Consider the following 26,917-nt stretch of genomic DNA (forward strand, 5'->3'; position numbering starts at 1 on the left):
TCAGGCCGCCGCTTCGCCCGCCGGCGGCGCCGGCTGGCGCACGAAGCCGTAGCGGACCGGCACTTCGTCCTGCGCGACCGGCTCGATCGGCACGTCGGCGCCGTCGAAGTGGAACACGCCGAGATCGCCGCCGCAGGCCTCGCCATGCCAGGTGCAGGCGCTGCTGAAGGCGTCGAGGTCATGGTCGTGCAGCAGCGCGGCCGCGATGCCGCCGCCGCCTTCCGCCTCGCTTGCCTCGATCTCTCCGGTCAGCACCACGTTGCCCTGCTCGTCGGCAAGGCAGCCGCGCAGCGCGAACGCGCGGCCGGTGGTGGTGTGCAGCCGGCCCTGGTGCAGCCGCACGATCCACGGGGCGTAGGCCAGCGCCACGAACACGCGCTGCGGCCCGTTCTGGAAGTACCAGGCGCCGCGCTCGTCGCGCTGGTAGTTGCGCTCGATGAAGGCGACCAGCGCCTCGTGCCGGATCGGGTCGCCGGACAGGCCGTGCTGCTGGGCGTACTCGTTGCGCATGCGCCATTGCCCGCGCCGGTCCAGCGCCAGCCAGCCGTAGCAGTTGGGTACGTTGGGCCAGCGGGCCATCGCTTGCTTGACTGTCTCGTCCATGATCTTTGTCTCCTCTGTGGCGCGCCTCGCGGCGGGCCGCCTCGCCGGCCGCGGGGCTATGCCACGCTGTCGAAGAATTGCAGGATGCGCGCCGGCAGCCACTCGATATGGCCAGCATACGGCAGCACCGGCAAGGCCCGCAGCAGATCTTCGCGCGGCGTCATGAAGCCGACGTGACCGCCGTGCGCCGGCTGCTCCAGCCGGACCTGCGCGCCGACGTCGGCGGGGCCGGGCAGGTAGCGCGCCGGCAGGAAGGGATCGTTGCGCGCGTTGAGCACCAGCGTGGGCACGGCGATGGCGCCGAGCACCGGCTTGCTGGAGGCGCGCGCCCAGTAGTCGTCGGTGTCGCGGAAGCCGTGCAGCGGCGCGGTCACGATATTGTCGAAGGCGTACAGGTCGCGGCTGGCCAGCATGGCGGCGCGGTCGAACAGGCCGGGATACTGGCGCAGCTTGTCGAGCGACTTGCGCTTGAGCGTCTGCAGGAACATGCGCGTGTAGAGCATGTTGAAGCCCTGCGACAGCGCCGCGCCGCCGCCGGCCAGGTCGAGCGGCGCCGACACCGAGGCGGCCGCATCGACGAAGCGCGCGCCGCCGCCTTCCTCGCCCAGGTAGCGCAGCAGCGCGTTGCCGCCCAGCGAGATGCCCACCGCCAGCAGCCTGCGCCCGTGCGCGCAGTATTCGCGGCGCAGCCGCTCCAGGATCCAGCGGATCTCCTGCGCGTCGCCGGAGTGGTAGAAGCGCGGCGCCAGGTTGAGCTCGCCCGAGCAGCCGCGGAAATGCGGCACCACGCCCTGCCAGCCGCGCGCGGCCAGCGCGTGCATCATGGCCTGCGCGTAGTGGCTGCCGGAATTGCCTTCCAGGCCGTGGAACATCACCAGCAGCGGCGTGCCGGGCGTGACCGCGTGGGTGGTCCAGTCGAGGTCGATGAAGTCGCCGTCGGGCGCGCTCCAGCGCTCGCGCCGGAAGGCCGCGCGCGGGCGCCGGGTGAAGCGCGCCGGGATGATGGTCTGGGCGTGGCCGCCGGACAGCCACCAAGGCATGCGGCGGCCGCCGCCGAATGCCTTCGCGCCGGATGCGTTCATGCTGCCGGGCACGGCTAGTGCAGCGCCTGCCCCGGTGCCGTGCTGACGGCGGCGACCTGCGCGGCGTTGGCCGGGCTGCAGTGGATATGGGCCAGGCGCCAGCCTTCGTGGTTCTGCATCAGCACGTAGGTGGTGTGCACGTACAGGTCCGCCTCGACGCGGTCGCCGCCGAAGCGCAGCGCCTCGGTCACGTCGAAGATGGCCACGCCGAGCGAGGCGTGACTGCTGGTCTCGATCACGTCGATCAGCACCGGCTGCAGGTCGAGCAACTGGGCGAATGCCTGGCGCAGCTGCTCGTGGCCGATCAGGCGCTGGCCGTCCGGCATCACGCAGGTGACCGAGTCCTCGTCCAGCCACAGGCGCAGCGCGCCGTCCGCGTCGCGCAGTTTCATGGCTTCGCGAAAGGCTTCGACAATGTCTTCGGCGGAATCGAACAGGCGGGCAAAACGAGGCATGGTGACAGGGCTCAGGGATTCGTTGGCCGGATCGACACGGACTTGGGGGCCGGCATCAGGTGCGTCGGGCTGGTGCGTCAGGCGCGGTGCAGGAGCTTGCGCAGCTCCACGAACACCATTTCCGGCTCGATGTCTTTCAGGCATCGCAAGTGGCCCAGGGGACACTCGCGCTTGAAGCAAGGGCTGCATTCGAGCTGCAGCCACATGATACTAGCAGCCTGCGACAGCGGGGGCGTGTGGCGCGGGTCGCTCGAGCCGAACACCGCCACCTGCGGCCGGTTCAGCGCCGCGGTGACGTGCATCAGGCCGGAGTCGTTGCAGACCGCGCCCTCGGCCAGCGCCAGCAGGTCCACGGCGTCGTCCAGCGAGGTCTGGCCGCACAGGTTGCGCACGAACGGCGCGCCGGCGACGATCTCGGCGGCGATCTCCGCGTCCTTGGGCGAGCCCAGCGTGACCATCTGCGCGTAGGGGAACGAGCGCTTGAGCATCTGCGCCAGCTCGGCGAAGTGCGCGGCCGGCCAGCGCTTGGCCGGGCCAAACTCGGCGCCCGGGCAGAACGCGATCAGGCGCGTGCCGGGCGGGATGCCGAAGCGCTCGGCGGTCTTGGCCATGCGTGCCGGGTCGGTGCGCAGGCGCGGCTCGGGCAGGTCCTCGGGCAGGCGCGCGCCGGGCTTGAGCGCCAGCCGCGCGTAGTGCTCGACCATCGGCGGGCGCTGGTCGCGCGGCGGGTTGGCGTGGCGGATGTTGAGCATGCCGAAGCGCGCCTCGCCGCGGTAGCCGACGCGCAGCGGAATGCCGGCCAGCCACGGGATCAGCGCCGACTTGAGCGAGTTGGGCAGCACGTAGGCGGCGTCGTAGCCTTCGTTCTTGAGCTGCTGCGCGAACATCAGCCGCGCCGAGAGCTGCAGCTTGCCGTGCGCCAGCTCGCTCGGGAACACCTGGTTGATCTCGGGCATGCGCGCCAGCACCGGCGCCACCCATTTGGGGGCGAGGGCGTCGATCAGCAGGCGCGGATGGCGCGCCTTCATGAGCGAGAAGAGCGGCTGCGCCATCAGGGCGTCGCCGATCCAGTTGGGGGCGATGACGAGGGCTTTTTTCATGGATGGGGCGCTGCCGGAAAGAAAGGCGTGATGCAGGCGCTGACGGTGCCGGCGGGCAGGCCGGCCGCGCGCGCCGCGCACGCCAACGCTCCGGCGCGCCTGGAGGCGGGCCGGAGCATCGGGACGGTGCGGTCAGGCGTGGAGTGCGTCAGTGGTGGCCCTTGATGACGGTGCCTGCCTTGAGCTTGTAGACGGTGCCGCAATACGGGCACTTCACTTCGCCGGTGTCCACCACGTCGAGGAAAACGCGCGGATGGTAGTTCCAGGCGGGCGTGTTGCCGGTGGGGCAGTGCAGCGGAAGGTCTTCTGCGCCGATTTCGATTACGGAGGCGGTTTGCGTCATGGTCTTGCGAGGATGGTGTTGGTCTTGTGGGGAACAGGGGGCGCCGGGCGCTGGCCCGGCGGCTGGGTTCGGTGCGTCCGCGGCAGGCTTGCGTGGCCGCGCTCAGACCAGCGTCAGCCAGCGCTTGTACTGCTCGCTGGTGCCGCCCACGGCGGCGAAGAAGGCGTCCTGCACGCGCTTGGTGACGGGGCCGCGGCGGCCTTCGCCGATGATGCGGTCGTCGAGCTCGCGGATCGGCGTGACTTCGGCCGCGGTGCCGGTGAAGAAGGCTTCGTCGGCGCAGTAGACCTCGTCGCGCGTGATGCGCTTCTCGCGCACCGGGATGCCGAGGTCGCGCGCGATGGTGAGGATGGCGTCGCGCGTGATGCCGTCCAGGCACGAGGCCAGGTCGGGCGTGTAGATCACGCCGTCGCGCACCACGAACACGTTCTCGCCGGAGCCTTCGCTGACGTAGCCCTCGGTGTCGAGCAGCAGCGCCTCGTCGTAGCCGAGGCTGGTGGCTTCCTGGTTGGCCAGGATCGAGTTGATGTAGTAGCCGCTGGCCTTGGCGCGCACCAGCGAGACGTTGACGTGGTGGCGCGTGAACGAGGAGGTCTTGACGCGGATGCCGCGCTCCATGCCTTCCTCGCCCAGGTAGGCGCCCCACGGCCACGCGGCGATGGCCACGTGGATGGTGTTGCCCTTGGCCGACACGCCGAGCTTTTCCGAGCCGATCCACACCAGCGGGCGGATGTAGCAGGATTCGAGCTGGTTGGCCTTGACCACCTCGCGCTGCGCCTGCGCCAGCGTGGCCTCGTCGAACGGCATCGCCATCTGGAAGATCTTGGCGGAGTTGAACAGGCGGCGGGTGTGTTCCTTGAGGCGGAAGATCGCGGTGCCGTCCGGCGTCTTGTACGCGCGCACCCCCTCGAACACGCCCATGCCGTAGTGCAGGGTATGGGTGAGCACGTGGATCTTGGCGTCGCGCCATTCGATCAACTTGCCATCCATCCAGATTTTTCCGTCGCGATCCGCCATCGACATGGTTTTCTCCGTGTGCGTCGTCAGCAATACAAAAGCGACATTGTAAACCCCGGGACCCCCGGTGCCAACGCGGTCGCGGCGCCGGTGCGGCTTAAAATCGTCACATTGTGTCCGCTGCCGTACCCATGCCGCCTTCGTTTCCTCCCGCCACGCCCCACGCCGATCCGCTGACCGCGCTGCTGCGCGACGCGCTGTTCTCCGGCGCGCCGGAGCAGGTCGTCGAGCCCCTGCTGATGCTGGCCGGCGACCGCGCCGGGCAGGCGCGGGCGCTGGTCGACGCCCTGCTGGCGGCCGGCGACGCGCGGCTGCTGGACCGCGTGGCGCTGCCCTACCGCTGGCACATCGTGCTGGCCGGGCTGGACGTGCTGTTCTACGACTGGGACCCGCGCCTGCGGCCTTGCCTCGATTACGCGCTGGCCTGCGCGCGGGCCGATGCGCCGGCGGTGCCGCCGCACATCCGCGGCGCGCTGGCCCAGGGCCTGCTGTTCGCCGGCGACGCGCCCGGCGCGCTGGCGCTGATCCCGGCCAGCGGCGGCAGCGGCGACGACCTGGCGCAGCGCGCGCTCGCGCGCCTGCAGCAAGGCGACTGGCCCGGCGCCCAGGCCGGCTTCGAGGCGGCGCTCAGGCAGATCCGCGCCGAGACCGGCGAGCGCGCCGGGCTGCTGGGCCCCGCGCTGGCGCCGTTCTACCCGCTGGCGCTGCTGGCGCAGCGCGCGCCCGTCCACCTGGAGCGCGCGCGCCGCTTCTGCCAGGCGGAAGCCGGCACGCGCACGCCGGCGGCGCGCGGGCGCTGGGGCTTGTGGGTCCACGCGCTCGACGCGCAGCGCGGCGACGCGCGGCTGGACGAAGCCGCCTTCGCGCTGGCGCCCGAGGTGCCGCCGCTGGCGCAGTTCTGGCGCGTGCTGCTGCGCGCGTGGCTCGGCGACGGCGTGCCGGCCAGCGGGCGCCGCCAGCCCGAAGCCGAGCGCGTCCGCGCCGTGGCCGGCCTGCGCGAGCGGCTGCAGGCCTGCGGCATGGACTGGCTCGGCCGGCAACTGGACGGCGCCGTGGCGCTGGCGGACGGGGAGCCGGTGCCCGCGCACTTCTTCGCCGGCCAGCGCCGCGAAAGCTGGCGGCTGGCGCTCGACGCGCTGCAGGCGCTGGCCGGCGAGACGCGCGCGCCCGACGGCGCCAGCGCCAGCCGCCTGCTGTGGGCGGTGACGCTGGACGCCGACGGCGCGGTCGGCACCATCGAGCCGCTCGAGCAGGCGCGCGGCCCGCGCGGCTGGAACAAGCCGCGCCCGCTGCCGCTGGCGAAGCTGGCCGAAGACGACCGGCTCGAGCCGTGGGACGCCCGCGTGGCGCGCGCGATCCGGCGCGACCAGTCCTCGCGCCGCCGCTACGTGCTCGACCGCGCCGCCGCCGTGCTGGCGCTGGTCGGCCATCCGGGCGTGGTGCTGGCGCAGGCGCCCGAGCAGACCCTCGAGGTGGTAGAAGGCGCGCCCACGCTGGAGGTGGTGCGCGACCGCACGCGCTACACCCTGCGCGTGTCGCCGCCGCTGCGCGAGGCGCCGGCGCTGGACAGCTTCCTGCCGGCCGGCAGCCGCGCCGAGGCCGAGGCGCTGCGCCAGATCACCGTGCTGCGCGAAGGCTCGCAGCGCCTGCGCGTGATCCGCCTCACGCCGGCGCAGCAGGGCGCCGCGCAACTGATCGCCGACGGGCTGGCCGTGCCGGCCGAGGCGCAGGGCCAGCTCGACGCCACGCTGCGCGCGCTGTCGGGGCATTTCCAGGTGCATTCCGACCTCGGCGGCGGCACGCGCGAGCTCGAGACCGAAAGCCGCCTGCGCGCCGAGCTGGCGCCGCTCGGCGAGGGCCTCGCGCTGCGCCTGGTGGTGACGCCGCTGGGGCCGCTGGGCCCGCGCCTGGCGCCGGGCGGCGGGCGCGAGCGGCTGATGGCCGCGGTGCGGGGCGAGTCGCTCGCCACCCAGCGCGACCTCGCCGCCGAGCTCGCCAACGTGGCCGAGGTGTTCGACGCGCTGCCCTTCCTGGTGCCGCGCGCGCCCGACAGCGGCGAATACGACTGGACCCTGACCGACCCCGAAGAGGCGCTGTCGGTGGTCGAGGCATTGCCCGGGCTGGCCGGCGTGCAGGCGCTGGAATGGCCGCGCGGCAAGGAAGTGCGCGTGACCGGCGCCGACATCGCCCAGCTGGCGGTGCGCATCGAGACCGAAAGCGCCTGGTTCAAGCTGGTCGGCGAGCTGCGCGTGGCCGAAGGGCTGGTGGTGCAGCTCGGCGAGCTGCTGGCCTGGGCCGCCAGCCACGCCGGGCGCTTCATGCCGATGGGGCAGGGCGTCTACGTGGCGCTCACGCGCAGCCTGCGCGCGCGGCTGCGCGACCTCGCCAGCGTGGCGCACGGCGCGCGCGACGGCATCCAGGTGCCGCTGATGGCCGCGCCCTGGCTGGACGACGTGCTGGCCGGCGCCGGCGTCGACCCCGACAGCCATTTCCGCGAGCGCGCGCGGCGCCTGCGCGGCGCGCGCGCCAGCCTGGCCGCGCTGCCCGCCAACCTGGCGGCCGAGCTGCGGCCCTACCAGGAAGACGGCTACCGCTGGGCCATGTCGCTGGCCGAGGCCGGCTTCGGCGCCTGCCTGGCCGACGACATGGGGCTGGGCAAGACCCTGCAGGCGCTGGCCGTGATGCTGGCACGCGCCCCCGGCGGCGCCGCGCTGGTGGTCGCGCCGACCTCGGTGTGCGGCAACTGGGCCGAGGAGGCGCGCCGCTTCGCGCCCACGCTGCGCGTGCATCTGTATGGCGAGAACACCGCCGAAGGCGAGCGCGGGGCGCTGCTGGCGCAGGCCGGCCCGTTCGACGTGGTGATTGTCACCTACACGCTGCTGCTGCAGGCGCGCGCCGCGTTCTGCCAGCGCGAATGGCATACCGTGGTGGCCGACGAGGCGCAGTCGTTCAAGAACGCCGCCGCGCGGCGCGCGCAGGCCATCTTCGCGCTCAAGGCCGGCTTCCGCATGGCGCTGTCCGGCACGCCGGTCGAGAACCGGCTGGCCGAGCTGTGGTCCATCATGCGCTTCTGCAATCCCGGCCTGCTCGGCTCGCTGGCGCGCTTCAACGAGCATTTCGCCGTGCCCGTCGAGCGCAACGGCGTGCGCGAGGCCGCGCTGCGGCTGCGCCGCATGATCGCGCCGTTCGTGCTGCGCCGGACCAAGGCCCAGGTGCTCGACGAGCTGCCGCCGCGCACCGAGCTGGTCCTGCGCGTGGAGCCCGACGCGGTGGAGGCCGCCCACTACGAGGCGCTGCGCCGCCAGGCGCTGGCCGAGGCCGAGGCCGCGGTGGCCGCGCCGGCGCGCGGCGCCGGGAAGGGCCAGCTGAAAGGCCAGCCGGCCCCCGATGCGCGCATCCACGTGCTGGCGCAACTGATGCGGCTGCGCCGCGCGGCCTGCGACGCGCGCCTGGTCACGCCGGAGCTGGACCTCGGGAATCCCGGGCAGGACGGCGCCAAGCTGCGCGCGTTCGTGCAACTGGCCGGCGAGCTGGCCGCCAACGGCCACAAGACGCTGGTGTTCAGCCAGTTCGTCGATTTCCTGCAACTGCTGCGCGACGGCCTGGAGCGCGCCGGGCTGGCCTGGCAATACCTCGACGGCGCCACCCCGGCGGCCGAGCGCACCCGGCGCGTGGCGGCCTTCCAGGCCGGCGAGGGCGACGTCTTCCTGATCAGCCTGAAGGCCGGCGGCTTCGGCCTCAACCTGACCGCGGCCGACTACGTCGTCATCGCCGACCCGTGGTGGAACCCCGCCGCCGAGGACCAGGCGATGGGGCGCGCGCACCGCATCGGCCAGCAGCGCCCGGTCACGGTGTACCGCCTGATCAGCGCCGGCACCATCGAGGAGCGCATCCTCACGCTGCACCACGGCAAGCGCGCGCTGGCCGACGGCATCCTGGAAGCCGGCGAGGAGGGCGGCGCGGCGATGGACGGCACCGCGGCGCTGCCCGACATCGACGAACTGGTGGGGCTGCTGCGCCGTTGAGCCGGCCCGCGGCGCGGCCCGGTACGTCATGTCTGCTTATGCCAACATGGCATACCTTCAAGCGATCTGGATCGTTGGTGATGCGGCGGATCGTTGGTATCTTGCTGTCCTGGCCCGGGGCGCAGACCCCGGCCGCGCGCCCCTGGCCCCAGCCTTGCTTCGCCCTGAACTCCCGCGATCCTTTTTTCCGACGGTGCCCCCCATGTTCCGCATTGCTTCCCGCCGCTTCCCATTCAGCACCCGCGCTTCGCGCCTGGCCGCCGGTCTCGGCGCGCTGGCGGCGATCTGCGCCGTTTCCACACTTTCGGCGCCGGCCCGCGCCCAGGGCGCGGCATGGCCGAACCAGCCGATCACCATCCTGATGGGCTTCACCGCCGGCTCGGGCGTGGACATGGTCGGCCGCACGCTGCAGGAGTCGCTGCAGAAGTCGCTCAAGACCACCATCATCTATGACTACCGGCCCGGCGCCGGCGGCAACGTGGCCTCCGAAGTGGTGGCCCACGCCAAGCCCGACGGCTACACGCTGCTGCTCGGCACCGCCGCCACCCACGGCATCAACCCGGCGCTGTACAAGAGCCTGCCGTTCGACGCCGAGGCCGACTTCACGCCGGTGGCGCCGCTGGTCGAGGTCTCCAACGTGCTGACCGTGAACCCGGCCGTGATCGACGTGAAGTCGGTCAAGGAATTCATCGAGAAGGTCAAGGCCAACCCCGGCAAGTACAACTACGCCTCCACCGGCAACGGCACCGGCACGCACCTGGCCTTCGCCGAGTTCAACGCGCGCGCCGGGCTGGACATGGTGCACGTGCCGTACAAGGGCGGCCCCGACGCGCTGCAGGCCGTGCTCAAGGGCGAGGTCTGCTGCATCTTCAACCAGGTGCAGAGCGTGCTGCCGCAATACCGCGCCGGCAAGGTGCGCCTGCTCGGCGTGACCACCAAGGGCCGCGTGGCGGTGATCCCGGAAGTGCCGACCATCGCCGAGAGCGGCCTGGCGGGCTTCAACAGCACCATCTGGTTCGGTTTCTTCGGGCCGAAGGGGCTCGATCCGAAGATCAGCAAGAAGATCAACGACGCGGTCAAGGTGGCGCTGGAAACGCCGGCGATCCGGCAGAAGCTGATCGAGGCGGGGAATTCGCCGCGCGTCGAGACCGTGGAGCAGTTCCGGGAGACGGTGAAGGCGGACCGGAAGAAGTGGGCGGGGGTGGTGAAGAGTGTGGGGGCTTCGATCGATTGATTTGGTTGGTGCTGGCTGGCGTTTTTCCCCTTCAACGTCAACGGCGGTTTCACCTCCCCTGCGGGGAGGCGACCTACTTTCTTGTCTCGCCAAGAAAGTAGGCAAAAAAGGCGACCCGGATGCGGCGACACCCCCTCGCCGTCGAACCTGGAAGAGCGGCCGGGGCGCAAACTCGGATCGCCTCAAGGCGATCCTCAGACATGCGCCCCTCTTCTCCGCTCTTCCAGGTCCGCCGGCGAGGCGCCGCATACGGGACCTGACCCCCTCCACGGCTCGCTTCGCTTTGCCGTGGGGCGCGCCGGGAATCCTGGGGTTTGCCTGTCTTTTCTTGTCTTTCCCTTGTCTTTTCCCTGTTTTGCTCCTGCCTTATTCCTGTTAAGCGGATGCTTACGAGGGTGCGGGGTGGCTCTATAATGGCCGCTTGCCTGCGCGGGCTTGCCTGCCCGGCGCAGCCGCCCCATCCATCCCTCGCATCATGACCTTCCAGTCTCCCCAGGCGCTGCAGCGTGCCTGGCAGCGTTTCGATCCGGCCGAACGGGCGGGTTTCGTCGATGGCGCGCGTCATTTCGCGCCTTCCTTGCCGGCGGTGTTTTCGTGGGGGCTGGTGACGGGCGTGGCGATGAGCAAGTCGGTCATGACGGTGCCGGAGGCCATCGGCATGTCGCTGCTGGTCTACGCGGGGTCGGCGCAGCTGGCGGTGCTGCCGCTGTTCGCGGCGGGTTTGCCGCTATGGACGATCTGGCTGACGGCGGCCGTCGTCAACCTGCGCTTCGTGATCTTCAGCGCGGGGCTGCAGCCGCATTTCAGCCATCTGCCGCTGTGGCGCCGCACGCTGCTGGGGTCGTTCAACGGCGACCTGCACTTCGTCTATTTCATGCAGCGCTATGCCACGCCGGGCTACGAGCCGGGCAAGGAAGGGTATTTCTGGGGCATGGCGCTGACCAACTTCGTCATGTGGCAGGTCTCGTCCATCGTCGGCATCGTGCTGGCCAGCGCGTTTCCGGACAGCTGGGGGCTGGCGCTGGCCGGCACGATGGCGCTGATCCCGGTGATGGTGTCCACCATCGGCTCGCGCTCGACGCTGCTGGCGGTCGCGGTGGCGGCCACGCTGGCGCTGCTGTGCTTCGACCTGCCTTACCGGCTCGGGCTGGTGGCGGCGGTGGTGGGGGCGATCGCCGCGGGCATGGCCAGCGACGAGCTGGCGGCGCGCGCCACCTTGCGCGGCATCCGCCGGCGCAATGCCGGGGCCGGGCGTGCCGGCGCGGCGCCTTCGGCGGAGGACCGCGCATGAGCCATTTCCAGATCTGGGTCGCGCTGGCCGGCATGGCGCTGGTGACGATCGTCACGCGCGCGCTGTTCCTGATGGCGGGCGAGCGCGTGAGCGTGCCGGACCGCCTCCAGCGCGCGCTGCGCTATGCGCCGGCGGCCGCGCTGGCGGCCATCATCCTGCCGGACCTGATGACGTGGCAGGGGCATTTCTCGGTGGCGCCGGGCAACTTCAAGCTGGTGGCCGGCGCGGTGGCGCTGGGGTTCTACCTGCTGACGCGGCGCATGGTCGGCATGATCGCGGCCGGGATGGCGGTGTACACGGGCCTGCGCCTGTTCGCCTGAGCCCCGCCGGGGGCCGGTCAGTCCGGCTTGCCGCTGTCGCCGCTGTCGCCGCCACCGGCTTCCGGCCCCGGCCCGAGCGCCGCGCCCAGCCGGGTCAGCAGCCGCGCCAGGCGCGCCTGGGTGCCGGTGCCGGTCTTGAGGAATACCGCCTTGAGCTGGCTGCGCGCGGTCTCGTGGCGCACGCGCAGGCGCTCGCTGGCTTCGGGCAGGCCCATGCCGGTGGCCAGCAGGGCGGCGAGCCGGATCTCGGCCGGCGTCAGTCCGTAGAGGTCGCGCAGCAGCCCGGGCAGGTGCGCGGCCGACGCGCCGTCTTCATGGATCACCACCAGCGCCGCCGGCTTCTGCCACGGCAGCGCGAAGCGGTGCGACGGCGGCAGCGGCAGCACGATCACCTGCGCGCTGGCGCCGTCGGGGTGGCGCGCCAGCGCCGCCTGGGCCGGCTGCGGGCTGTGCGCGGCGCAGGCGGCGGCCACCATGTCGGCCAGCGGGCGGCCGAGCTGCCATTCGCTGGCCTTGCCGGCGGGGTCGAGCCGCCGCACCCAGCGCTCGCCGAGGGCGTTGCTCAGCAGCACCTGCCGCTCGGCCGAGAAGGCGATCAGGCCGAACGACACGCGCTCCAGCACCTGCGCCGACAACCGGGCCTGCATGGTCAGCCCGAGCGTGCGGTCGCGCATCGCCATCGCGGTGCGCATGTGGGGCAGCGCCCAGTCCAGCGCGCGCGTGTCGGCCTCGGTGAACACGCCCTGCGAGAACGAGCGCTGCAGGGCGAAATACACTTCGTAGTGCGGCTGCCGCTCGACCAGGCAGGCGGCGTAGGAGCACAGGTCGAAGCGGTGGAAGAAGTCGCGGTAGAACGGGCTGCGCCGCATGGCGCCTTCGCCGAAGTCGCGCGCGTCGATGTACCACTGCCCGGGCGAGAGCTTCTGCGCGAACAGCTTGCCCGGGTCGATCTCGTGGAATTCGCCTTCGTAGGCGGCGAGCAGTTCGTGCACGGGCCGCACCATCTCGCTGACGGTCATCAGGTCGCGGTCGGTGTCGCGCACGATCATCGACGCATGCGCGCAGCCGGCGAAGCTGCTGATGGTGTGCAGGCTGCGCTGCCAGGCCTGCGCGTCGAGAATGCCTTCGTACAAGCCACGGATTGCCCCGTGCATGTCCTCGTTCATGATTACCCCCGCATCGCGACAACGGCATGTGCCGTGTGGCGCCGGCGCCGCTTCCCGAAAGCGCGTCCGGCCTGGTGCCGTGGGTCCCGTCTGATATTGCCTGGCTTTGCCTGGTATCGCGGGCCTCTGGCTTGGTCTTCGCGTGCCCCTTTGTAGAGACAATGCACGCTGTGGCGCAGGTTACGAGACAGCCGGCGAATCTTTCACCCCCCGTTCAGGGGGGATGTCGCGGGGATGCGGCAGCTTTGCCTCCGGTTGTGATCGGCGGCTAACCCGGAGGTTGGGTAAGACGGCGCCCAAAACGCGCAAAACGGTAGTTGCGTTCAGGTAAAATGCCGAATTTCCCCGATTTTCGCTCTCTTCCACATCGCCATGACCTCTGTCCTGCGTCTTTCCGATCTCATCTCCCAAGGCAAAATCGCCGGCAAGCGTGTCTTTATCCGCGCCGACCTGAACGTGCCCCAGGATGACGCCGGCCACATCACCGAAGACACCCGCATCCGCGCCTCGGTGCCGGCCATCGAGGCCTGCCTGGCCGCCGGCGCCGCGGTGATGGTGACTTCGCACCTGGGCCGCCCGACCGAGGGCGAGTTCAAGCCCGAGGATTCGCTGGCGCCGGTGGCCGCGCGCCTGTCCGAACTGCTGGGCAAGCCGGTCAGGCTCGTGCAGAACTGGGTCGACGGCACCGGCGAGGTCAGCCAGGTCAAGCCCGGCGAAGTGGTGCTGCTGGAAAACTGCCGCGTCAACAAGGGCGAGAAGAAGAACAGCGACGAACTCGCGCAGAAGATGGCGCGGCTGTGCGACGTCTACGTCAACGACGCGTTCGGCACCGCCCACCGCGCCGAGGCCACCACGCACGGCATCGCCAAGTACGCGCCGGTGGCCTGCGCCGGCCCGCTGCTGGCGGCCGAGATCGACGCGCTGGGCAAGGCGCTGGGCCAGCCGGCGCGCCCGCTGGTGGCCATCGTCGCCGGCTCCAAGGTCTCGACCAAGCTGACCATTCTCAAGACGCTGGCCGACAAGGTCGACAATCTGGTCGTCGGCGGCGGCATCGCCAACACCTTCATGCTGGCCGCCGGCCTGAAGATCGGCAAGTCGCTGGCCGAGCCGGACCTGGTGGCCGACGCGCGCGCCATCATCGAGCTGATGGCCGCGCGCGGCGCCTCGGTGCCCATTCCCGTCGACGTGGTGTGCGCCAAGGCATTCAGCGCCACCGCCGCGGCCACCGTCAAGGACGCCGCGGACGTGGCCGACGACGACATGATCCTGGACATCGGCCCGAAGACCGCGCAGATGCTGGCCGGGCAGCTCAAGGCCGCCGGCACCATCGTGTGGAACGGCCCGGTCGGCGTGTTCGAGTTCGACCAGTTCGGCAACGGCACGAAGGTGCTGGCCGGCGCCATCGCCGAGTCGAAGGCGTTCTCCATCGCCGGCGGCGGCGACACGCTGGCGGCCATCGCCAAGTACAACATCGCCGACCGCGTGGGCTACATCTCCACCGGCGGCGGCGCGTTCCTGGAATTCCTCGAAGGCAAGAAGCTGCCGGCCTTCGAAGTGCTGGAGCAGCGCGCGGCAGGCTGAGCCGGCACGCGCCGCGCGCCGCGCGGCGCCTGTGATGACGCCGCCGGTGCCCATCCACGAGATGGCGCCGGCGGCCCGACCATGCTGGACCGCGCGGCCACCGGACCGGGCCGGCCACAAGCCAAGGAAACAGTGTTCATGACCCGCTCGACCAAGATCGTCGCCACCATCGGCCCCGCCTCCAGCACGCTGGAGGTGCTCACGCGCATGATCGCGGCGGGCGTGGACGTGGTGCGCCTGAACTTCTCCCACGGCACGGCCCAGGACCATCTCGAGCGCGCCCGCCTGGTGCGCGAGGCGGCCCAGGCGTGCGGGCGCGAGGTCGCCATCATGGCCGATCTGCAGGGCCCCAAGATCCGCGTGGGCAAGTTCGAGCAGGGCAAGATCACGCTCAAGGCCGGCGATCCGTTCGTCCTCGACGCGACCTGCGCGCTCGGCAACCAGGAGCGCGCCGGCCTCGACTACGAAGACCTGCCGCGCGACGTCGGCCCGGGCGACCTGCTGCTGCTCAACGACGGCCTGATCGTGCTGGTGGTCGAGCGCGTGTTCGGCCACGAGATCTTCACCACCGTGAAGATCGGCGGCGAGCTGTCCAACAACAAGGGCATCAACCGCCAGGGCGGCGGCCTGTCGGCGCCGGCGCTGACCGCCAAGGACATGGACGACATCAAGACCGCGATGGCGCTGGGCGCGGACTACGTGGCGGTGAGCTTCCCCAAGAACGCCACCGACATGGAAATGGCGCGCCAGCTGGCCGCCGTGGCCGGCCAGCCGCACCAGCACAAGACCCGCATGATCGCCAAGATCGAGCGCGCCGAGGCGATCCGCCCGGGCGTGCTGGAAGAGATCCTGCAGGCGTGCGACGGCATCATGGTGGCGCGCGGCGACCTCGCCGTGGAAGTGGGCAACGCCGCGGTGCCGGCGCTGCAGAAGCGCATGATCCGGCTCGCGCGCGAGGCCAACAAGCTGACCATTACCGCCACCCAGATGATGGAGAGCATGATCGTCAACCCGGTGCCGACGCGCGCCGAGGTCTCGGACGTGGCCAACGCCGTGCTGGACGGCACCGACGCCGTGATGCTGTCGGCCGAGACCGCCGCCGGGCGCTACCCCGTGGAAACCGTGGAGGCGATGGCCGCGGTGTGCGTGGAAGCCGAGAAATCCGAGGTGGTGCAGCTCGACACCGATTTCCTCAACCAGACCTTCGCCCGCATCGACCAGTCGATCGCGATGGGTGCGCTGTTCACCGCCTATCATTTGCAGGTGAAGGCCATCGCCGCGCTGACCGATTCCGGCGCCACCGCGCTGTGGATGAGCCGGCACCGCATCCACGTGCCGATCTACGCCATGACGCCCAACCTGGCCTCGCAGCGCAAGATGCAGCTCTACCGCAACGTGGTGGCGCTGCCGCTGGAAGCCAGCACCGACCGCGACACCGCGCTGGAGCAGGCCGAGGAGCTGCTGCTGGCGCGCGGCGTGGTGCAGCGCGGCGACTTCATCGTGCTCACCATCGGCGAGCCGATGGGCCAGCCCGGCGGCACCAACACGCTGAAGATCGTCAGGGTCGGCGCCTGATGCCGGGGTCTGTGTCTTGCCGAGCGGAAGGGCAGGCGGGCGCCCGCGACAATACGAATACGAAGAACCGAGCGAAATACCGAGACACCCCATTTTTTCTTTAGGAGTTTTGACATGCCACTCGTATCGATGCGCCAGCTGCTCGACCACGCCGCCGAAAACGGCTACGGCCTGCCGGCCTTCAACGTCAACAACCTGGAGCAGGTCCAGGCCATCATGCAGGCCGCCGACGAAGTCAACGCGCCGGTGATCATGCAGGCCTCGGCCGGCGCGCGCAAGTACGCGGGCGAGCACTTCCTGCGCCACCTGATCGAAGCCGCGGTGGAGGCCTACCCGCACATCCCGGTGGTGATGCACCAGGACCACGGCCAGTCGCCGGCGGTCTGCCAGGCCGCCATCGACCTGGGCTTTTCCTCGGTGATGATGGACGGCTCGCTGCGCGAAGACGGCAAGACCCCGTCCGACTATGAATACAACATCGACGTGACCCGCAAGGTGGTGCAGCTCTCGCACGCCATCGGCGTGACCGTCGAAGGCGAGCTCGGCTGCCTGGGCTCGCTCGAGACCGGCGAGGCCGGCGAGGAAGACGGCATCGGCGCCGAAGGCAAGCTCGACCACTCCATGCTGCTGACCGACCCCGAGCAGGCCGCCGACTTCGTCAAGGCCACCCAGCTCGACGCGCTGGCCATCGCCATCGGCACCTCGCACGGCGCCTACAAGTTCACGCGCAAGCCCACCGGCGACATCCTGGCGATCGACCGCATCAAGGAAATCCACGCGCGCATCCCCAACACCCACCTGGTGATGCACGGCTCGTCCTCGGTGCCGCAGGAACTGCTCGAGGAAATCCGCAAGTTCGGCGGCGACATGAAGGAAACCTACGGCGTGCCGGTCGAGGAAATCCAGGAAGCGATCAAGTTCGGCGTGCGCAAGATCAACATCGACACCGACATCCGCCTGGCCATGACCGGCGCGATCCGCCGCTTCTTCGCCGAGAACCCGAGCAAGTTCGACCCGCGCGAATACCTCAAGCCGGCCCGCGAAGCGGCCAAGCTGGTGTGCAAGGCGCGCTACGTCGCGTTCGGCTGCGAAGGCCAGGCCTCGAAGATCAAGCCGGTCTCGCTCGACGCGATCGCCCAGCAGTACAAGTCGGGCGCGCTCGCGCAGGTCGTGCAGTAAATTGCAGTCCGCGCCGCCGGCGTGCCGGCGGCGCCAACGTATGCCCTGCGTCTCCAGCCGGGTCCCCGGCGCGGGGGCCGCCGGGGACGACGCTTTTCCAGGCCGCGCGCCTGGCGCCGCGTTTTATCGGAACCACCATGTCCAACGCCCTTTATCAGTCCTCCATCACTTCGCTGCCGCTGCTCGGCCACGGCAAGGTCCGCGACAACTACGCCGTCGGCGACGACAAGCTGCTGATCGTCACCTCCGACCGCCTGTCCGCGTTCGACGTCATCCTGGGCGAGCCGATTCCCGGCAAGGGCCGCGTGCTCAACCAGATGGCCAATTTCTGGTTCAAGAAGCTGGCCCACATCGTGCCGAACCACGAGACCGGCGTGACCGCCGAAAGCGTGGTGAGCCCGGCCGAGGTCGAGCAGGTCAGGGGCCGCGCCGTGGTGGTCAAGCGCCTCAAGCCGATCCTGGTCGAAGCCGTGGTGCGCGGCTACCTGGCCGGCAGCGGCTGGAAGGACTACCAGGCCACCGGCAGCGTGTGCGGCATCGCGCTGCCCGCCGGCCTGCAGAACGCGCAGAAGCTGCCCGAGCCGATCTTCACCCCGGCCGCCAAGGCCGAGATGGGCGAGCACGACGAGAACATCTCGTTCGGCGAAGTCGAGACCCGCATCGGCGTGGACCTCGCGCGCCAGATGCGCGACATCTCGATCCGCCTGTACAAGGAAGCGGCCGACTACGCCGCCACGCGCGGCATCATCATCGCCGACACCAAGTTCGAGTTCGGCCTGGACGACAACGGCACGCTGACGCTGATGGACGAGGTGCTGACCGCCGATTCGTCGCGCTTCTGGCCGGCGGACTCGTACCAGGTCGGCACCAACCCGCCGTCGTTCGACAAGCAGTTCGTGCGCGACTGGCTCGAAGCCGTGCGCATCGACGGCAAGCCCTGGCCCAAGACCGCGCCGGCGCCGAAGCTGCCCGAAGACGTGATCGAGAAGACCGCCGCCAAGTACCGCGAGGCGCTGACGCGGCTGACGGGCGAGGAATTGCAGTAATTTGGGGGGGCGCCGCGCCGCTTGCCAGCCCCCCGCCCTCTCCCTCGGCCCCTCTGCCGCAGGCGGGAGAGGGGAGCAAACCGCCGAGAGGCGTGACCCGGCGCGGCAAAGCGTGCCGGACGGATTCATAAGGATTTGACGTGAGCAATACAGCCAAGCCGCTGGTCGGCGTCGTGATGGGCAGCAGTTCCGACTGGGACGTGATGCAGAACGCGGTGGCCATGCTGAAGGACTTCGGCGTGGCCTTCGAGGCGCGCGTGGTCTCGGCCCACCGCATGGCCGACGAGATGTTCGAGTACGCCGCCAGCGCGCGCGCGCGCGGCCTGCGCGCGATCATCGCCGGCGCCGGCGGCGCCGCGCACCTGCCCGGCATGATCGCCGCCAAGACCATCGTGCCGGTGTTCGGCGTGCCGGTGCCGTCCAAGTACCTGCGCGGCGAGGACTCGCTGCTGTCGATCGTGCAGATGCCCAAGGGCGTGCCGGTCGCCACCTTCGCCATCGGCGAGGCCGGCGCCGCCAACGCCGCGCTGCATGCCATCGCCACGCTGGCCACCACCGACGACGCGCTGGCCGCGGCGCTCGAGGCGTTCCGCGCCCGCCAGACCGAGGCGGCGCGCGCGATGACGCTGCCGGTCTGAGCCGCGCCATGCCGAAAACCAAGCCATCGGCGCCGGTCCGGCCGCCGGCCCGCGGCGAACTGGTGCGGGCGGTCGTGCTGGCGGTGGCCGGCACCCTGCTGTTCTGGTACGGCATGGGCTTCCTCGGCGGCGCCGGCGCCGAGCCGGACGCGGCCACGCGGGCAAGCTGGTCCTACCAGACCTTCGGCCGCGACGGCCCGAGCATGGCCATCGCCGCGGTCGGCATGATCATGCTGCTGGCCGGCGTGCGCATGGGCAAGCGCTACTGGCTGAAGTCGCGCGGCCACCGCTGACGCGCCCCGCCTGCCGTTGCCGCCTCTGTCCCCGTTTTCGCTCCCGGCCCCGTTGCCATCGGCGCCCGAAGTGCCCATGATGCTGGTGGTACTGGTGTAGCGCCCCGTTTTCCAAAATTCGTTTCAGGAGGCCTGCGTGCCCACCGACATCCATCCCCATCTGGTCGAAGCCCACACGCCGGAATCGCGCGCCGAGTTCGGCATCGACAATCCCAGCGCGCCCATCCTGCCCGGCGCCTGGCTCGGCGTGCTCGGCGGTGGCCAGCTCGGCCGCATGTTCGCGCACGCCGCCCAGGCGATGGGCTACAAGGTCTGCGTGCTCGACCCCGACCAGGACAGCCCGGCCGGCACCATCGCCGAGAAGCACATCTGCGCGCCCTACGTCGACGAGGCCGCGCTGGCCGAGATGGGCGCGCTGTGCGCGGCCGTGACCACCGAGTTCGAGAACGTGCCCTCGCTCTCGCTGGACCGGCTCGAGCAGCTCGGCGCGTTCGTCGCGCCGCGCGGCTACTGCGTGTCGATCGCGCAGAACCGCATCGGCGAGAAGAAGTTCTTCGCCTCGTGCGCCGAGCGCACCGGCGTGCCCACCGCGCCGCACTGGGTGATCCAGCACGACGCCGACGTCGACCAGGTGCCCGAGGGGCTGCTGCCCGGCATCCTCAAGACCGCGCGCATGGGCTACGACGGCAAGGGCCAGGCCCGCGTCAAGACGCGCGAGGACGTGCGCGCCGCGTGGCGCGCCATGCAGCGCGTGCCGTGCGTGCTGGAAAAGATGCTGCCGCTGGCCTACGAGGTCTCGGTGCTGGCCGCGCGCGCCGCCGACGGCAGCACCGCCACCTGGCCGCTGGCCGAGAACGTGCACCGCGACGGCATCCTGTTCGCCACCACCATGCCGTCGACCAGCGTCTCCGACGACATCGCCGACCGCGCGCGCGCGGCGGCCGCCACCATCGCCACCGAGATGGGCTACGTGGGCGTGCTGTGCATCGAGTTCTTCGTGCTGACCGACGGCTCGCTGGTCGCCAACGAGATGGCGCCGCGCCCGCACAACTCCGGCCACATCACGATGGACGCCTGCGAGACCAGCCAGTTCGAGCAGCAGGTGCGCGCGATGGCGCGCTTGCCGCTGGGCAGCACGCGCCAGCACTCGGCCGGCAAGATGCTCAACCTGCTCGGCGACGCCTGGTTCGAGTTCGGCCTCGAGCGCACGCCGGCGTGGGACGCGGTGCTGGGCCAGCCCGGCGCCAAGCTGCACCTGTACGGCAAGAGCGACGCGCGCCCCTCGCGCAAGATGGGCCACGTCAACTGCGTGGGCGGCGAGGCGGCCGATGCCGCGCGCAGCTTCGACGCCGCGCTGGCCGCGCTGCACATCGAGCCCTGACGCCACTGCTGCCACTGCCGCCGCCGCCGTTCCCACCACTTCAGAGACTTGCCGATGTCGCGCATGCCCACCTCCGCCGAACTTGACCAGGCGGCCCGACTGCTGGAAGCCGGCCAGCTGGTCGCCTTTCCCACCGAGACCGTCTACGGCCTCGGCGCCGACGCGGAGAACCCCGAGGCGATCGCGCGCATCTACGCCGCCAAGGGCCGGCCCTCGAACCATCCCATCATCGTGCACGTGGTGGACGGCGGCGACATCAGCTACTGGGTCGACGACGTGCCGCCCGCCGCGCAGGACCTGATCGATGCCTTCTGGCCCGGCCCGCTCACGCTGATCCTCAAGCGCGCCGCGCACATCCCCGCGGCGGTGGCGGGCGGGCAGGACAGCATCGGCCTGCGCTGCCCCTCGCATCCGGTGGCGCAGGCGCTGCTGGCGCGCTTCAAGCGCGGCCGCGGCGGCATCGCCGCGCCGTCGGCCAACAAGTTCGGCCAGGTCAGCCCGACCACCGCCCAGCACGTGCGCGACGAATTCGGCGACAGCGTGTTCGTGCTCGAAGGCGACGGCGTGGAGGTCGGCATCGAATCCACCATCGTCGACCTGTCGCGGCTGGAGCAGGGCATTGGCCCGGTGCTGCTGCGTCCCGGCGCGATCACCGCGGCGATGATGGCGCCGGTGCTGGGCGCCATGCCGCTGCCGCCGGACGCCGCCGCGCCGCGCGCGTCGGGCACGCTCAAGGCGCACTACGCGCCGCACACGCCGCTGGCGCTGTCGTCGATGGCCGAGTTGCCCGCGGTGCTGGCGGACTTGCCCGCCGACGCCAGCGTGGCCTGGGTCGGCAACCGGGCTGCGGCCGATCCGCGTTGTGTTTGGGTGCCGGCGCCGGACAGCGCCGAGGCTTATGCGCGGGAGTTGTATCGCCTGCTGCGCAGGCTGGATCGGGAGGGGTATGCGTTATTGGTGGTGGAGGCCTTGCCGGCGGGGCATGAGTGGGATGGGGTTAGGGATCGGTTGCAGCGGGCGGCTGCGGCGTTTGCGTGAGGGGGATTTGGTTTTTTGGGGTTTGGCTTCAAAGGCAAAGGCTTTCGCTTCAAAGGCTTTAGAAGCTTAAAGTCAAAGTCAAAGTCAAAGGCTTAAAGTCAAAGTCAAAGGCTTTCGCTCCTCCGGAGCGACCTACTTTCTTTTGTCCGAAAAGAAAGTAGGCCAAGAAAGCGGACTGCCTGGCCGGCAGGGGCAGAAACGTTGGGATTTCTCTTGTGGGTGGTTTCGTGGTGGGGCCTGCGGTTCTGCTGGGATCCTGCCGTTACCGGTTCGGCTGGCCACGATCTGGCTGGCGGTATGGGTTGCGGGGTCAGACCTATGATGGCGGGCGCACTGCCGGTTCGGGCATCTGCTGTTACCGGTTTTGGCGGTCACGGCGTAGCACCGGCACTGGTTTCGTGGTGGGCGTGGTGGACCCAGCGCGGGTGTGCTGGGTTGCTGGAACCGGGATTGCTTTTCAACTGTTCGGCACCGCGCTCGAACAGGGGCCACCGCGCCCACCACGAATCCAGCACCGTCCCTATGACGTACCCATCCGCCCCGGTCGCGGCAGCAGCCCGACGGGCCTGGACCTCCGCCATCATGCAGCGCCACCACGAATCGAACACCACCGGAGAGAACGTGGCCACCAAAACCGGTACCGGCAGAACCCCAGCAGAACCACCACCCCCACCACGAAACCACCAACAACCAGCAACCCTGTTCGGCTCTGCCCCTGCCGGCCAGGCAGCCCGCTTTCTTTGCCTACTTTCTTTTCGGGGAAAAGAAAGTAGGTCGCTCCGGGGGAGCGAAAGCCTTTGACTTTGAAGTTGACTTTGACGTTCAGCCGTTGACTTTGATCTTGACGTTAAGAAGCCGAACCTCAGGGCGCCCCCTGATAAACCCACTGCAACAAAGCATCATGCGCCTGCTGCCCAGCCGAAGCATTCGCATGATTGATATAGCTGACCACCACATATCGCTCGCCGTTGAGCGCATCCACATATCCCGCCAGCGCCCGCACGTCTGACAGCGTGCCTGTCTTCATGTAGGCATTGCCGGCGGCGCCCGCGCGCGTGAGGCGGTTGCGCAGCGTGCCGTCCACGCCGAGGATCGGCAGCGAGTCGATCAGCACCGGTCCCACGTCGCTGGCCAGCGCCTGTTGCAGCAGGCGCGACATGTCGTAGGCGCTGATGCGCTCCTCGCGCGACAGGCCCGAGCCGTTGTCCAGCACCAGGTCCGGCATGTCCAGGCCCTGGCGGCTCAGCCAGCGCTGCACCACCTTGGCCGAGCGTGCCGTGCTGGCGGGGCCGCCGCGGTCCACTTCGGCGCCGATGGTGAGGTAGAGCTGGCGCGCCATCACGTTGTTCGAATACTTGTTGATGTCGCGCACGATTTCCGACAGCGGCTGGCCGTAGTGGCGCGCCAGCAGGAAGGCGCCGCGCGGCGCGCGGCCCATGCGCAGCGCGGGCAGGTGCGTGAAGTGGCCGCCCGCGGCCTGCCATTCGGCGACGAAGCCGCCCCAGGCGAATTCATTGTGCGAGAGCGCGGCGATGTTGACCACGTGCTCGCCGCAGTCGGCCGCGTAGCTGCCGTCGAAGGAGGCCAGCACGGTGCCGTCCGGCTGCGGCGTGATCAGCGGGTTGGCGCGCGCGCGCCAGTCGCCGCATTTGCCGCGCGACAGCGCCAGGCGGTTGTCGAGCTTGAGCTGGGCCAGCGCCGGCGTGACCGAGACCGCCACGGTCTCGCTGGCGGGGTCCGGCGTGAGCGTGAACGAGAGCGTCTTGAAGGCGTACAGCAGCGCGTCGGGGCTGACGTTGTAGGCGCGCTGGGTCTCGCCGTCGATGGTGCTGCCGTTGTCGATGGCGGTGTCGAAGAAGCTGCGGTCCAGCACCAGGTCGCCGTTGATGGTGGCGGCGCCGGCGCTGCGCGCGCTGGCCACCAGCTTGGCCATTTCCTCCGGCACCAGCTTGGGGTCGCCCTGGCCGCGCAGGTAGACGTTGCCGTTGATGGTGCCGTCCGGGCCGGGCTGGCCGTCGGCGTAGAGCGAGGTCTGCCAGCGGTAGGCCGGCCCGAGCAGCTGCAGGCCGGCGAAGGTGGTCACCAGCTTCATGGTCGACGCCGGGTTCATCGGCGCCTGCGCGTTCCAGCTCGCGCGCGGCGCCGGCGCGCCGACCTTGATGACGTAGAAGCTGGTGGCGGCCAGCGGGATGTGGGCGTGCCTGAGCGCGGCGGTCACGCCGGCCGGGAGGCCCGAGCGCGGCGCGGCCGGCGCGCTTTCGGCGGCCTCGTGCTTCGCGGCGTGGGTGCTGGCGCGGACCGCCTTGGCGGCGGGTCTGGCATCGGCGGCCGGCAGGCCGTTGAGGAACAGCAGCGCCGCGGCGCAGAGAAGCGGCAGGCGGCGGGCAAAGGGGGGGCGGCGTTTCGGCATGGTGCCCATGTTAACGCACGGACACGGCGCCACGGATGACGCCGCTTTCAGATTTCGGCCGGTGTTGGCGATCGGCATCGGCGCGCTTGCCAGGGCCGCGTTTGTGGGAATCCGCTGACAGCAGGTTCGGCCTCCGCCCGCTCGCGAAGTGCCTTTCCAGCCGCCATACTGTCTGTATGCATCGTGCCCGGGTTTGCGCCCGGCGCGGCAATCCGACAAGGAGCCCCATCATGCGTACCGTGACCCTGACTCTCGTGCTGGCCACCCTGCTGACCGCGGCGGGCTGTGCCGACATGACGCCCAAGCAGCGCAACACCGCGATCGGCGCCGGCGTCGGCGGCGTGGCCGGCGCGGCCCTGATCGGCGGCCCGGCCGCGACCATCGGCGGCGCGGCGCTGGGCGGCGTGGTGGGCAACGTGGCCACGCCGGAGCGGCGCTGAGCGTGGCGCGCCGGCGCGGCGCGCGAACAAGAACGGATGCCGCGGCATCCGTTTTTTATTGCGCCGTCGCCGCGCCTACCGGCCGCACGGCTCCGGCAGCGCCGCCGGCTTCGGATCCGCGGCGGCCTTGCCGGGCGGGAACGCCGCGTCGTATGCCCAGTTGTAGAAGAAGGCATAGACCACGTAGAAGGCCGCCACCGCGATGTCCATGAGGAAGGCGTCGAGCAGGCTCATGCCGAGGTACCACGACACCATCGGCAGGAACACCACCAGCAGGCCGCCTTCGAACAGCAGCGCGTGCAATACGCGCACCGCCACCGGCTTGCGCAGTTGCCCGGTGAGCCGCAGCATGGCCTTGTCGAACAGCAGGTTGTAGAGGTAGTTCCAGCCGGCCGCGATGACCGAGGCGACCACCGCGAGGATGCCCATCTGGTGCAGCGCGAAACCGAACACGAGGCTGCCTAGCGGCGCGAAGAGGCACAGGCCGATGACCTCGAAGCCGATGGTGTGGCGGATCCGGTCCTTCGTGGTGCGCATGATCTTTCCTGTCTGGTGAAACACAGCGGCCATTCTATCGAGAATCCGCCAGTGGTAAAGTTGGTATCCATCGATTTATCAGATAGATGCCGGCTGCATTCGCGCTGCCGGCCGGAGCGCCCATGAGCCTTTCCCTCGAACAATTGCAGGCCTTCGCCGCCGCCGCCGAATGCGGCTCGTTCTCCGCCGCCGCGCGCCGGCTCGGCAAGGCGCAGTCGGTGGTCAGCACCGCCGTGTCCAACCTGGAGATCGACCTCGGCAACCAGCTGTTCGACCGCGCCGGGCGCTACCCCGCGCTGACCGCCGCCGGCGAGCGCCTGCTGGCCGAGGCGCGCGTGATCCTGGAACGCTGCGAGCATTTCCGCGGCGTGGCCAAGAGCCTGGGCGAGGGCGTCGAGAGCCGCCTCGTGCTGGCGGTCGACGAGCTCTACCCGGAGGAGACGCTGGGCGTGATGCTCGAGGAGTTCTCCGCGCGCTTCCCGGCGGTGGAGCTGGAACTGCTGTTCCCGCTGATGGAGGACGTCAGCCGGCTGGTGCTGGAAGGCAGCGCCGACCTCGGCCTGATGTGGCGCCAGGAGGTGCTGCCGCCGGAGCTGGGCTTTCGCGCGCTGGGCTGGGTGCCGATGCGGATCATCTGCGCGCCGGACCATCCGCTGGCCGACCAGCGCGTCGGCTGGGAGGAGCTCAAGCGCTACCGCCAGTTGATGGTGGCGGTGCGCAGCAGCGACAGCGAGGAGAAAAAACGCCTGCGCGTGGCGGCCGAGGTGTGGTGGGTGGAGAGCCAGTGGGTGATCGTGGAGCTGGTCAAGCGGCGTCTGGGCTGGGCCTTCGTGCCGTGGCACGTGGCGGCCAATTCGCCGGCGGCGGCGCAACTGGTGTCGCCGGTGCTGGAGTTCGACGACCAGGACTGGCCGGTGGCGATGGAGCTGGTGTGGCACAAGCAGCGCCCGCTCGGCAAGGCCGCCGCCTGGCTCAAGGAGCGCGTCAGCAAGCAGCCGCTGCCGCGCCCCGGCGGCGAAGGCTAGCGGGCCAGGCCGAATTCCCTGGCCAGCGCGGCGTAGCGCTGCACCGTCTGCCGGACGTAGGCGTCGAGCGCGGCGGCATTCATCGCGGCAGGGCCTACCGGGTAGAGGCCCTGCGCGGCGCGCAGGCGGGCGAAGTCCGGGCTGGCCTGCAGGCGCTCGAAGCGCGCCGCCCAGCGCTGGTAGTCGGCCTGCGCGACCCTGGGGCCCATGTAGAAACCGCGCACCACGGGCCAGGTGATGTCGTAGCCCTGCTCGCGCGCGGTCGGCACGCCGGCCAGCCGGCCCGGCAGGCGCTGTTCGGCCAGCACCGCGAGGATGCGGATGTTGCCGGTGGCCAGTTGCATGGCCGCCTCCGAGGCGTCGCCCGAGACCGCCTGCACGTCGCCGGCCCGCAGCGCGGTGAAGGCCTCGCCGCCGCCCTCGAAGCCGACGAAGCGCATGCGCTTGTAGCCCACGCGGGCCTGGCGCGCCACCAGCGCGGCCTTCATCCAGTCCTGGTTGCCGATGGTGCCGCCGGCGCCGAACAGCACCCGGTCGGGATCGGCCGCGAGCGCGGCCACGAGGTCTTTCAGGGTCTGGTAGGGCGAGTCGGCGCGCACCGCGATCATGCCGTAGTCGGCGGCCAGCGCGCCGACCCAGCGCACGTCCGCCGCGCCATACTTGCCGAACTTGCCTTCGGCCAGCGCCAGCAGCGAGCCGCTGGAAAAGGCGACCAGCGTGTCGGGCTCGGCCGGGCGCTGCGCCACCACGGTGTTGTAGGCCACCGCGCCGATGCCGCCGGGCAGGTAGGCGAGGCGCATCGGCTCGGCCATGCCGGCCTCCTGCAGCGCGCGCTGCGCCAGCTTGCAGGTCAGGTCGAAGCCGCCGCCCGGCTTGGCGGGCACGATGCACTCGGGCGCGGCCACGGCCGGCAGCGCGCAGGACGCGGCCAGCGCGGCGCAGGCAATACGCACAATACGCACAACATGCGCGGCGGCGGGGACTTGGCCCATCGGTTCTCCCAGGAAATGCCGCCGCGGCGGCGGAAGGCGGCAACAGCATAACGGCAAACGCGGGATGCGAGAATACGGCATCATGGCGCGCCCCGGGGGGCGCGGGAAGCCCGGCAAGATGCGCCAGCGCCGGTCAAGACGACGAC

At 70.5% G+C, this 26,917-nt stretch carries 24 protein-coding genes; 14 read left to right on the forward strand and 10 right to left on the reverse strand.

Translation table 11 applies throughout. The features are described from left to right. The 6 genes from ACWTPI_RS03750 to ACWTPI_RS03775 form a co-directional block, all read right to left on the reverse strand. Complete coding sequence (locus ACWTPI_RS03750) at positions 1-603, reverse strand: DUF2946 family protein (protein WP_020204412.1); 603 nt, start codon at positions 601-603, stop codon at positions 1-3. A gap of 56 nt (positions 604-659) precedes the next feature. Continuing rightward, the gene (locus ACWTPI_RS03755; RefSeq protein ID WP_454730979.1) at positions 660-1,685 is read right to left on the reverse strand and encodes a YheT family hydrolase; all 1,026 of its coding nucleotides are present in this window, start codon (positions 1,683-1,685) and stop codon (positions 660-662) included. A gap of 14 nt (positions 1,686-1,699) precedes the next feature. Further along, complete coding sequence (locus ACWTPI_RS03760; protein ID WP_020204414.1) at positions 1,700-2,140, reverse strand: YybH family protein; 441 nt, start codon at positions 2,138-2,140, stop codon at positions 1,700-1,702. 77 nt (positions 2,141-2,217) lie between these two features. Then, positions 2,218-3,240, reverse strand: coding sequence for a lipopolysaccharide heptosyltransferase II (gene waaF, locus ACWTPI_RS03765; RefSeq protein WP_020204415.1), 1,023 nt, complete (start codon positions 3,238-3,240; stop codon positions 2,218-2,220). Between the two features lie 148 nt (positions 3,241-3,388). Further along, entirely contained in the window at positions 3,389-3,583 is a 195-nt protein-coding gene (locus tag ACWTPI_RS03770) for a zinc-finger domain-containing protein (RefSeq protein WP_020204416.1), read from the reverse strand. A gap of 102 nt (positions 3,584-3,685) precedes the next feature. After that, positions 3,686-4,606: a branched-chain amino acid transaminase gene (locus tag ACWTPI_RS03775; RefSeq protein ID WP_020204417.1), complete on the reverse strand. Its 921-nt coding sequence runs from the start codon at positions 4,604-4,606 to the stop codon at positions 3,686-3,688. 1,013 nt (positions 4,607-5,619) lie between these two features. Between ACWTPI_RS03775 and ACWTPI_RS03780 the strand changes: the two genes are divergently transcribed. From ACWTPI_RS03780 to ACWTPI_RS03795, 4 genes are all read left to right on the forward strand, one after another. Continuing rightward, a complete protein-coding gene (locus ACWTPI_RS03780) occupies positions 5,620-8,625 on the forward strand; it encodes a DEAD/DEAH box helicase (protein ID WP_454732447.1) in 3,006 nt (1,001 codons plus the stop codon). 202 nt (positions 8,626-8,827) lie between these two features. After that, a complete protein-coding gene (locus tag ACWTPI_RS03785; protein WP_020204419.1) occupies positions 8,828-9,859 on the forward strand; it encodes a Bug family tripartite tricarboxylate transporter substrate binding protein in 1,032 nt (343 codons plus the stop codon). Positions 9,860-10,334: 475 nt separating this feature from the next. After that, the gene (locus ACWTPI_RS03790) at positions 10,335-11,150 is read left to right on the forward strand and encodes an AzlC family ABC transporter permease (protein ID WP_454730980.1); all 816 of its coding nucleotides are present in this window, start codon (positions 10,335-10,337) and stop codon (positions 11,148-11,150) included. Beyond that, positions 11,147-11,470: an AzlD domain-containing protein gene (locus tag ACWTPI_RS03795; RefSeq protein ID WP_020204422.1), complete on the forward strand. Its 324-nt coding sequence runs from the start codon at positions 11,147-11,149 to the stop codon at positions 11,468-11,470. The genes ACWTPI_RS03790 and ACWTPI_RS03795 overlap by 4 nt, the downstream gene beginning before the upstream one ends. Before the next feature lie 17 nt (positions 11,471-11,487). On the opposite strand, the gene ACWTPI_RS03800 is transcribed toward ACWTPI_RS03795, so the two are convergent. Next, positions 11,488-12,636 (reverse strand): helix-turn-helix transcriptional regulator, encoded by a 1,149-nt coding sequence (locus tag ACWTPI_RS03800; protein ID WP_454730981.1) that lies wholly within the window; start codon positions 12,634-12,636, stop codon positions 11,488-11,490. Positions 12,637-13,008: 372 nt separating this feature from the next. Between ACWTPI_RS03800 and ACWTPI_RS03805 the strand changes: the two genes are divergently transcribed. The 8 genes from ACWTPI_RS03805 to ACWTPI_RS03840 all read left to right on the forward strand — a co-directional run bounded on the left by ACWTPI_RS03805 (position 13,009) and on the right by ACWTPI_RS03840 (position 21,367). Then, positions 13,009-14,217 (forward strand): phosphoglycerate kinase, encoded by a 1,209-nt coding sequence (locus tag ACWTPI_RS03805; RefSeq protein WP_454730982.1) that lies wholly within the window; start codon positions 13,009-13,011, stop codon positions 14,215-14,217. 138 nt (positions 14,218-14,355) lie between these two features. Further along, on the forward strand, positions 14,356-15,792 hold the full coding sequence (pyk, locus tag ACWTPI_RS03810; RefSeq protein WP_020204425.1) for a pyruvate kinase: 1,437 nt from the start codon (positions 14,356-14,358) through the stop codon (positions 15,790-15,792). A gap of 114 nt (positions 15,793-15,906) precedes the next feature. After that, positions 15,907-16,971 (forward strand): class II fructose-bisphosphate aldolase, encoded by a 1,065-nt coding sequence (gene fba, locus ACWTPI_RS03815; protein ID WP_029043902.1) that lies wholly within the window; start codon positions 15,907-15,909, stop codon positions 16,969-16,971. Between the two features lie 137 nt (positions 16,972-17,108). Continuing rightward, on the forward strand, positions 17,109-18,017 hold the full coding sequence (locus ACWTPI_RS03820; protein ID WP_020204427.1) for a phosphoribosylaminoimidazolesuccinocarboxamide synthase: 909 nt from the start codon (positions 17,109-17,111) through the stop codon (positions 18,015-18,017). A gap of 140 nt (positions 18,018-18,157) precedes the next feature. Next, positions 18,158-18,655, forward strand: coding sequence for a 5-(carboxyamino)imidazole ribonucleotide mutase (purE, locus tag ACWTPI_RS03825; RefSeq protein ID WP_020204428.1), 498 nt, complete (start codon positions 18,158-18,160; stop codon positions 18,653-18,655). 8 nt (positions 18,656-18,663) lie between these two features. Beyond that, positions 18,664-18,948 (forward strand): hypothetical protein, encoded by a 285-nt coding sequence (locus tag ACWTPI_RS03830; RefSeq protein WP_059410600.1) that lies wholly within the window; start codon positions 18,664-18,666, stop codon positions 18,946-18,948. Positions 18,949-19,084: 136 nt separating this feature from the next. Next, complete coding sequence (locus ACWTPI_RS03835; RefSeq protein ID WP_020204430.1) at positions 19,085-20,329, forward strand: 5-(carboxyamino)imidazole ribonucleotide synthase; 1,245 nt, start codon at positions 19,085-19,087, stop codon at positions 20,327-20,329. Between the two features lie 54 nt (positions 20,330-20,383). Next, positions 20,384-21,367: an L-threonylcarbamoyladenylate synthase gene (locus tag ACWTPI_RS03840; RefSeq protein WP_454730983.1), complete on the forward strand. Its 984-nt coding sequence runs from the start codon at positions 20,384-20,386 to the stop codon at positions 21,365-21,367. Between the two features lie 862 nt (positions 21,368-22,229). On the opposite strand, the gene dacB is transcribed toward ACWTPI_RS03840, so the two are convergent. Beyond that, positions 22,230-23,786, reverse strand: a complete 1,557-nt coding sequence (gene dacB / locus ACWTPI_RS03845) for a D-alanyl-D-alanine carboxypeptidase/D-alanyl-D-alanine endopeptidase (protein WP_059410615.1) — start codon at positions 23,784-23,786, stop codon at positions 22,230-22,232. Positions 23,787-24,007: 221 nt separating this feature from the next. On the opposite strand from dacB, the gene ACWTPI_RS03850 reads away from it, so the two are divergent. Beyond that, the gene (locus tag ACWTPI_RS03850; protein WP_020424007.1) at positions 24,008-24,217 is read left to right on the forward strand and encodes a hypothetical protein; all 210 of its coding nucleotides are present in this window, start codon (positions 24,008-24,010) and stop codon (positions 24,215-24,217) included. A 75-nt stretch (positions 24,218-24,292) separates the two neighbouring features. Here the strand turns inward: ACWTPI_RS03850 and ACWTPI_RS03855 are convergent, their stop codons facing one another. Next, positions 24,293-24,754 (reverse strand): PACE efflux transporter, encoded by a 462-nt coding sequence (locus ACWTPI_RS03855; protein WP_059410616.1) that lies wholly within the window; start codon positions 24,752-24,754, stop codon positions 24,293-24,295. A 122-nt stretch (positions 24,755-24,876) separates the two neighbouring features. Between ACWTPI_RS03855 and ACWTPI_RS03860 the strand changes: the two genes are divergently transcribed. Beyond that, positions 24,877-25,779: a LysR family transcriptional regulator gene (locus ACWTPI_RS03860; protein ID WP_029044364.1), complete on the forward strand. Its 903-nt coding sequence runs from the start codon at positions 24,877-24,879 to the stop codon at positions 25,777-25,779. On the opposite strand, the gene ACWTPI_RS03865 is transcribed toward ACWTPI_RS03860, so the two are convergent. Further along, on the reverse strand, positions 25,776-26,771 hold the full coding sequence (locus ACWTPI_RS03865; RefSeq protein ID WP_059410617.1) for a Bug family tripartite tricarboxylate transporter substrate binding protein: 996 nt from the start codon (positions 26,769-26,771) through the stop codon (positions 25,776-25,778). The genes ACWTPI_RS03860 and ACWTPI_RS03865 overlap by 4 nt on opposite strands. Positions 26,772-26,917 lie beyond the last annotated feature (146 nt).

This window comes from Cupriavidus ulmosensis, assembly GCF_977008105.1.

Excerpts from the sequence above, each read along its gene's own strand:
- ACWTPI_RS03755 (WP_454730979.1), bottom strand. The coding sequence starts at position 1,685 with ATGAACGCATCCGGCGCGAAGGCATTCGGCGGCGGCCGCCGCATGCCT.
- ACWTPI_RS03775 (WP_020204417.1), bottom strand. The coding sequence starts at position 4,606 with ATGTCGATGGCGGATCGCGACGGAAAAATCTGGATGGATGGCAAGTTG.
- waaF (WP_020204415.1), bottom strand. The coding sequence starts at position 3,240 with ATGAAAAAAGCCCTCGTCATCGCCCCCAACTGGATCGGCGACGCCCTG.
- ACWTPI_RS03790 (WP_454730980.1), top strand. The coding sequence starts at position 10,335 with ATGACCTTCCAGTCTCCCCAGGCGCTGCAGCGTGCCTGGCAGCGTTTC.
- ACWTPI_RS03855 (WP_059410616.1), bottom strand. The coding sequence starts at position 24,754 with ATGCGCACCACGAAGGACCGGATCCGCCACACCATCGGCTTCGAGGTC.
- ACWTPI_RS03860 (WP_029044364.1), top strand. The coding sequence starts at position 24,877 with ATGAGCCTTTCCCTCGAACAATTGCAGGCCTTCGCCGCCGCCGCCGAA.
- ACWTPI_RS03770 (WP_020204416.1), bottom strand. The coding sequence starts at position 3,583 with ATGACGCAAACCGCCTCCGTAATCGAAATCGGCGCAGAAGACCTTCCG.
- ACWTPI_RS03800 (WP_454730981.1), bottom strand. The coding sequence starts at position 12,636 with ATGAACGAGGACATGCACGGGGCAATCCGTGGCTTGTACGAAGGCATT.
- ACWTPI_RS03760 (WP_020204414.1), bottom strand. The coding sequence starts at position 2,140 with ATGCCTCGTTTTGCCCGCCTGTTCGATTCCGCCGAAGACATTGTCGAA.
- ACWTPI_RS03785 (WP_020204419.1), top strand. The coding sequence starts at position 8,828 with ATGTTCCGCATTGCTTCCCGCCGCTTCCCATTCAGCACCCGCGCTTCG.
- ACWTPI_RS03780 (WP_454732447.1), top strand. The coding sequence starts at position 5,620 with ATGGACTGGCTCGGCCGGCAACTGGACGGCGCCGTGGCGCTGGCGGAC.
- dacB (WP_059410615.1), bottom strand. The coding sequence starts at position 23,786 with ATGGGCACCATGCCGAAACGCCGCCCCCCCTTTGCCCGCCGCCTGCCG.
- ACWTPI_RS03795 (WP_020204422.1), top strand. The coding sequence starts at position 11,147 with ATGAGCCATTTCCAGATCTGGGTCGCGCTGGCCGGCATGGCGCTGGTG.
- ACWTPI_RS03830 (WP_059410600.1), top strand. The coding sequence starts at position 18,664 with ATGCCGAAAACCAAGCCATCGGCGCCGGTCCGGCCGCCGGCCCGCGGC.
- fba (WP_029043902.1), top strand. The coding sequence starts at position 15,907 with ATGCCACTCGTATCGATGCGCCAGCTGCTCGACCACGCCGCCGAAAAC.
- pyk (WP_020204425.1), top strand. The coding sequence starts at position 14,356 with ATGACCCGCTCGACCAAGATCGTCGCCACCATCGGCCCCGCCTCCAGC.
- ACWTPI_RS03820 (WP_020204427.1), top strand. The coding sequence starts at position 17,109 with ATGTCCAACGCCCTTTATCAGTCCTCCATCACTTCGCTGCCGCTGCTC.
- ACWTPI_RS03850 (WP_020424007.1), top strand. The coding sequence starts at position 24,008 with ATGCGTACCGTGACCCTGACTCTCGTGCTGGCCACCCTGCTGACCGCG.
- ACWTPI_RS03840 (WP_454730983.1), top strand. The coding sequence starts at position 20,384 with ATGTCGCGCATGCCCACCTCCGCCGAACTTGACCAGGCGGCCCGACTG.
- ACWTPI_RS03865 (WP_059410617.1), bottom strand. The coding sequence starts at position 26,771 with ATGGGCCAAGTCCCCGCCGCCGCGCATGTTGTGCGTATTGTGCGTATT.
- ACWTPI_RS03805 (WP_454730982.1), top strand. The coding sequence starts at position 13,009 with ATGACCTCTGTCCTGCGTCTTTCCGATCTCATCTCCCAAGGCAAAATC.
- ACWTPI_RS03750 (WP_020204412.1), bottom strand. The coding sequence starts at position 603 with ATGGACGAGACAGTCAAGCAAGCGATGGCCCGCTGGCCCAACGTACCC.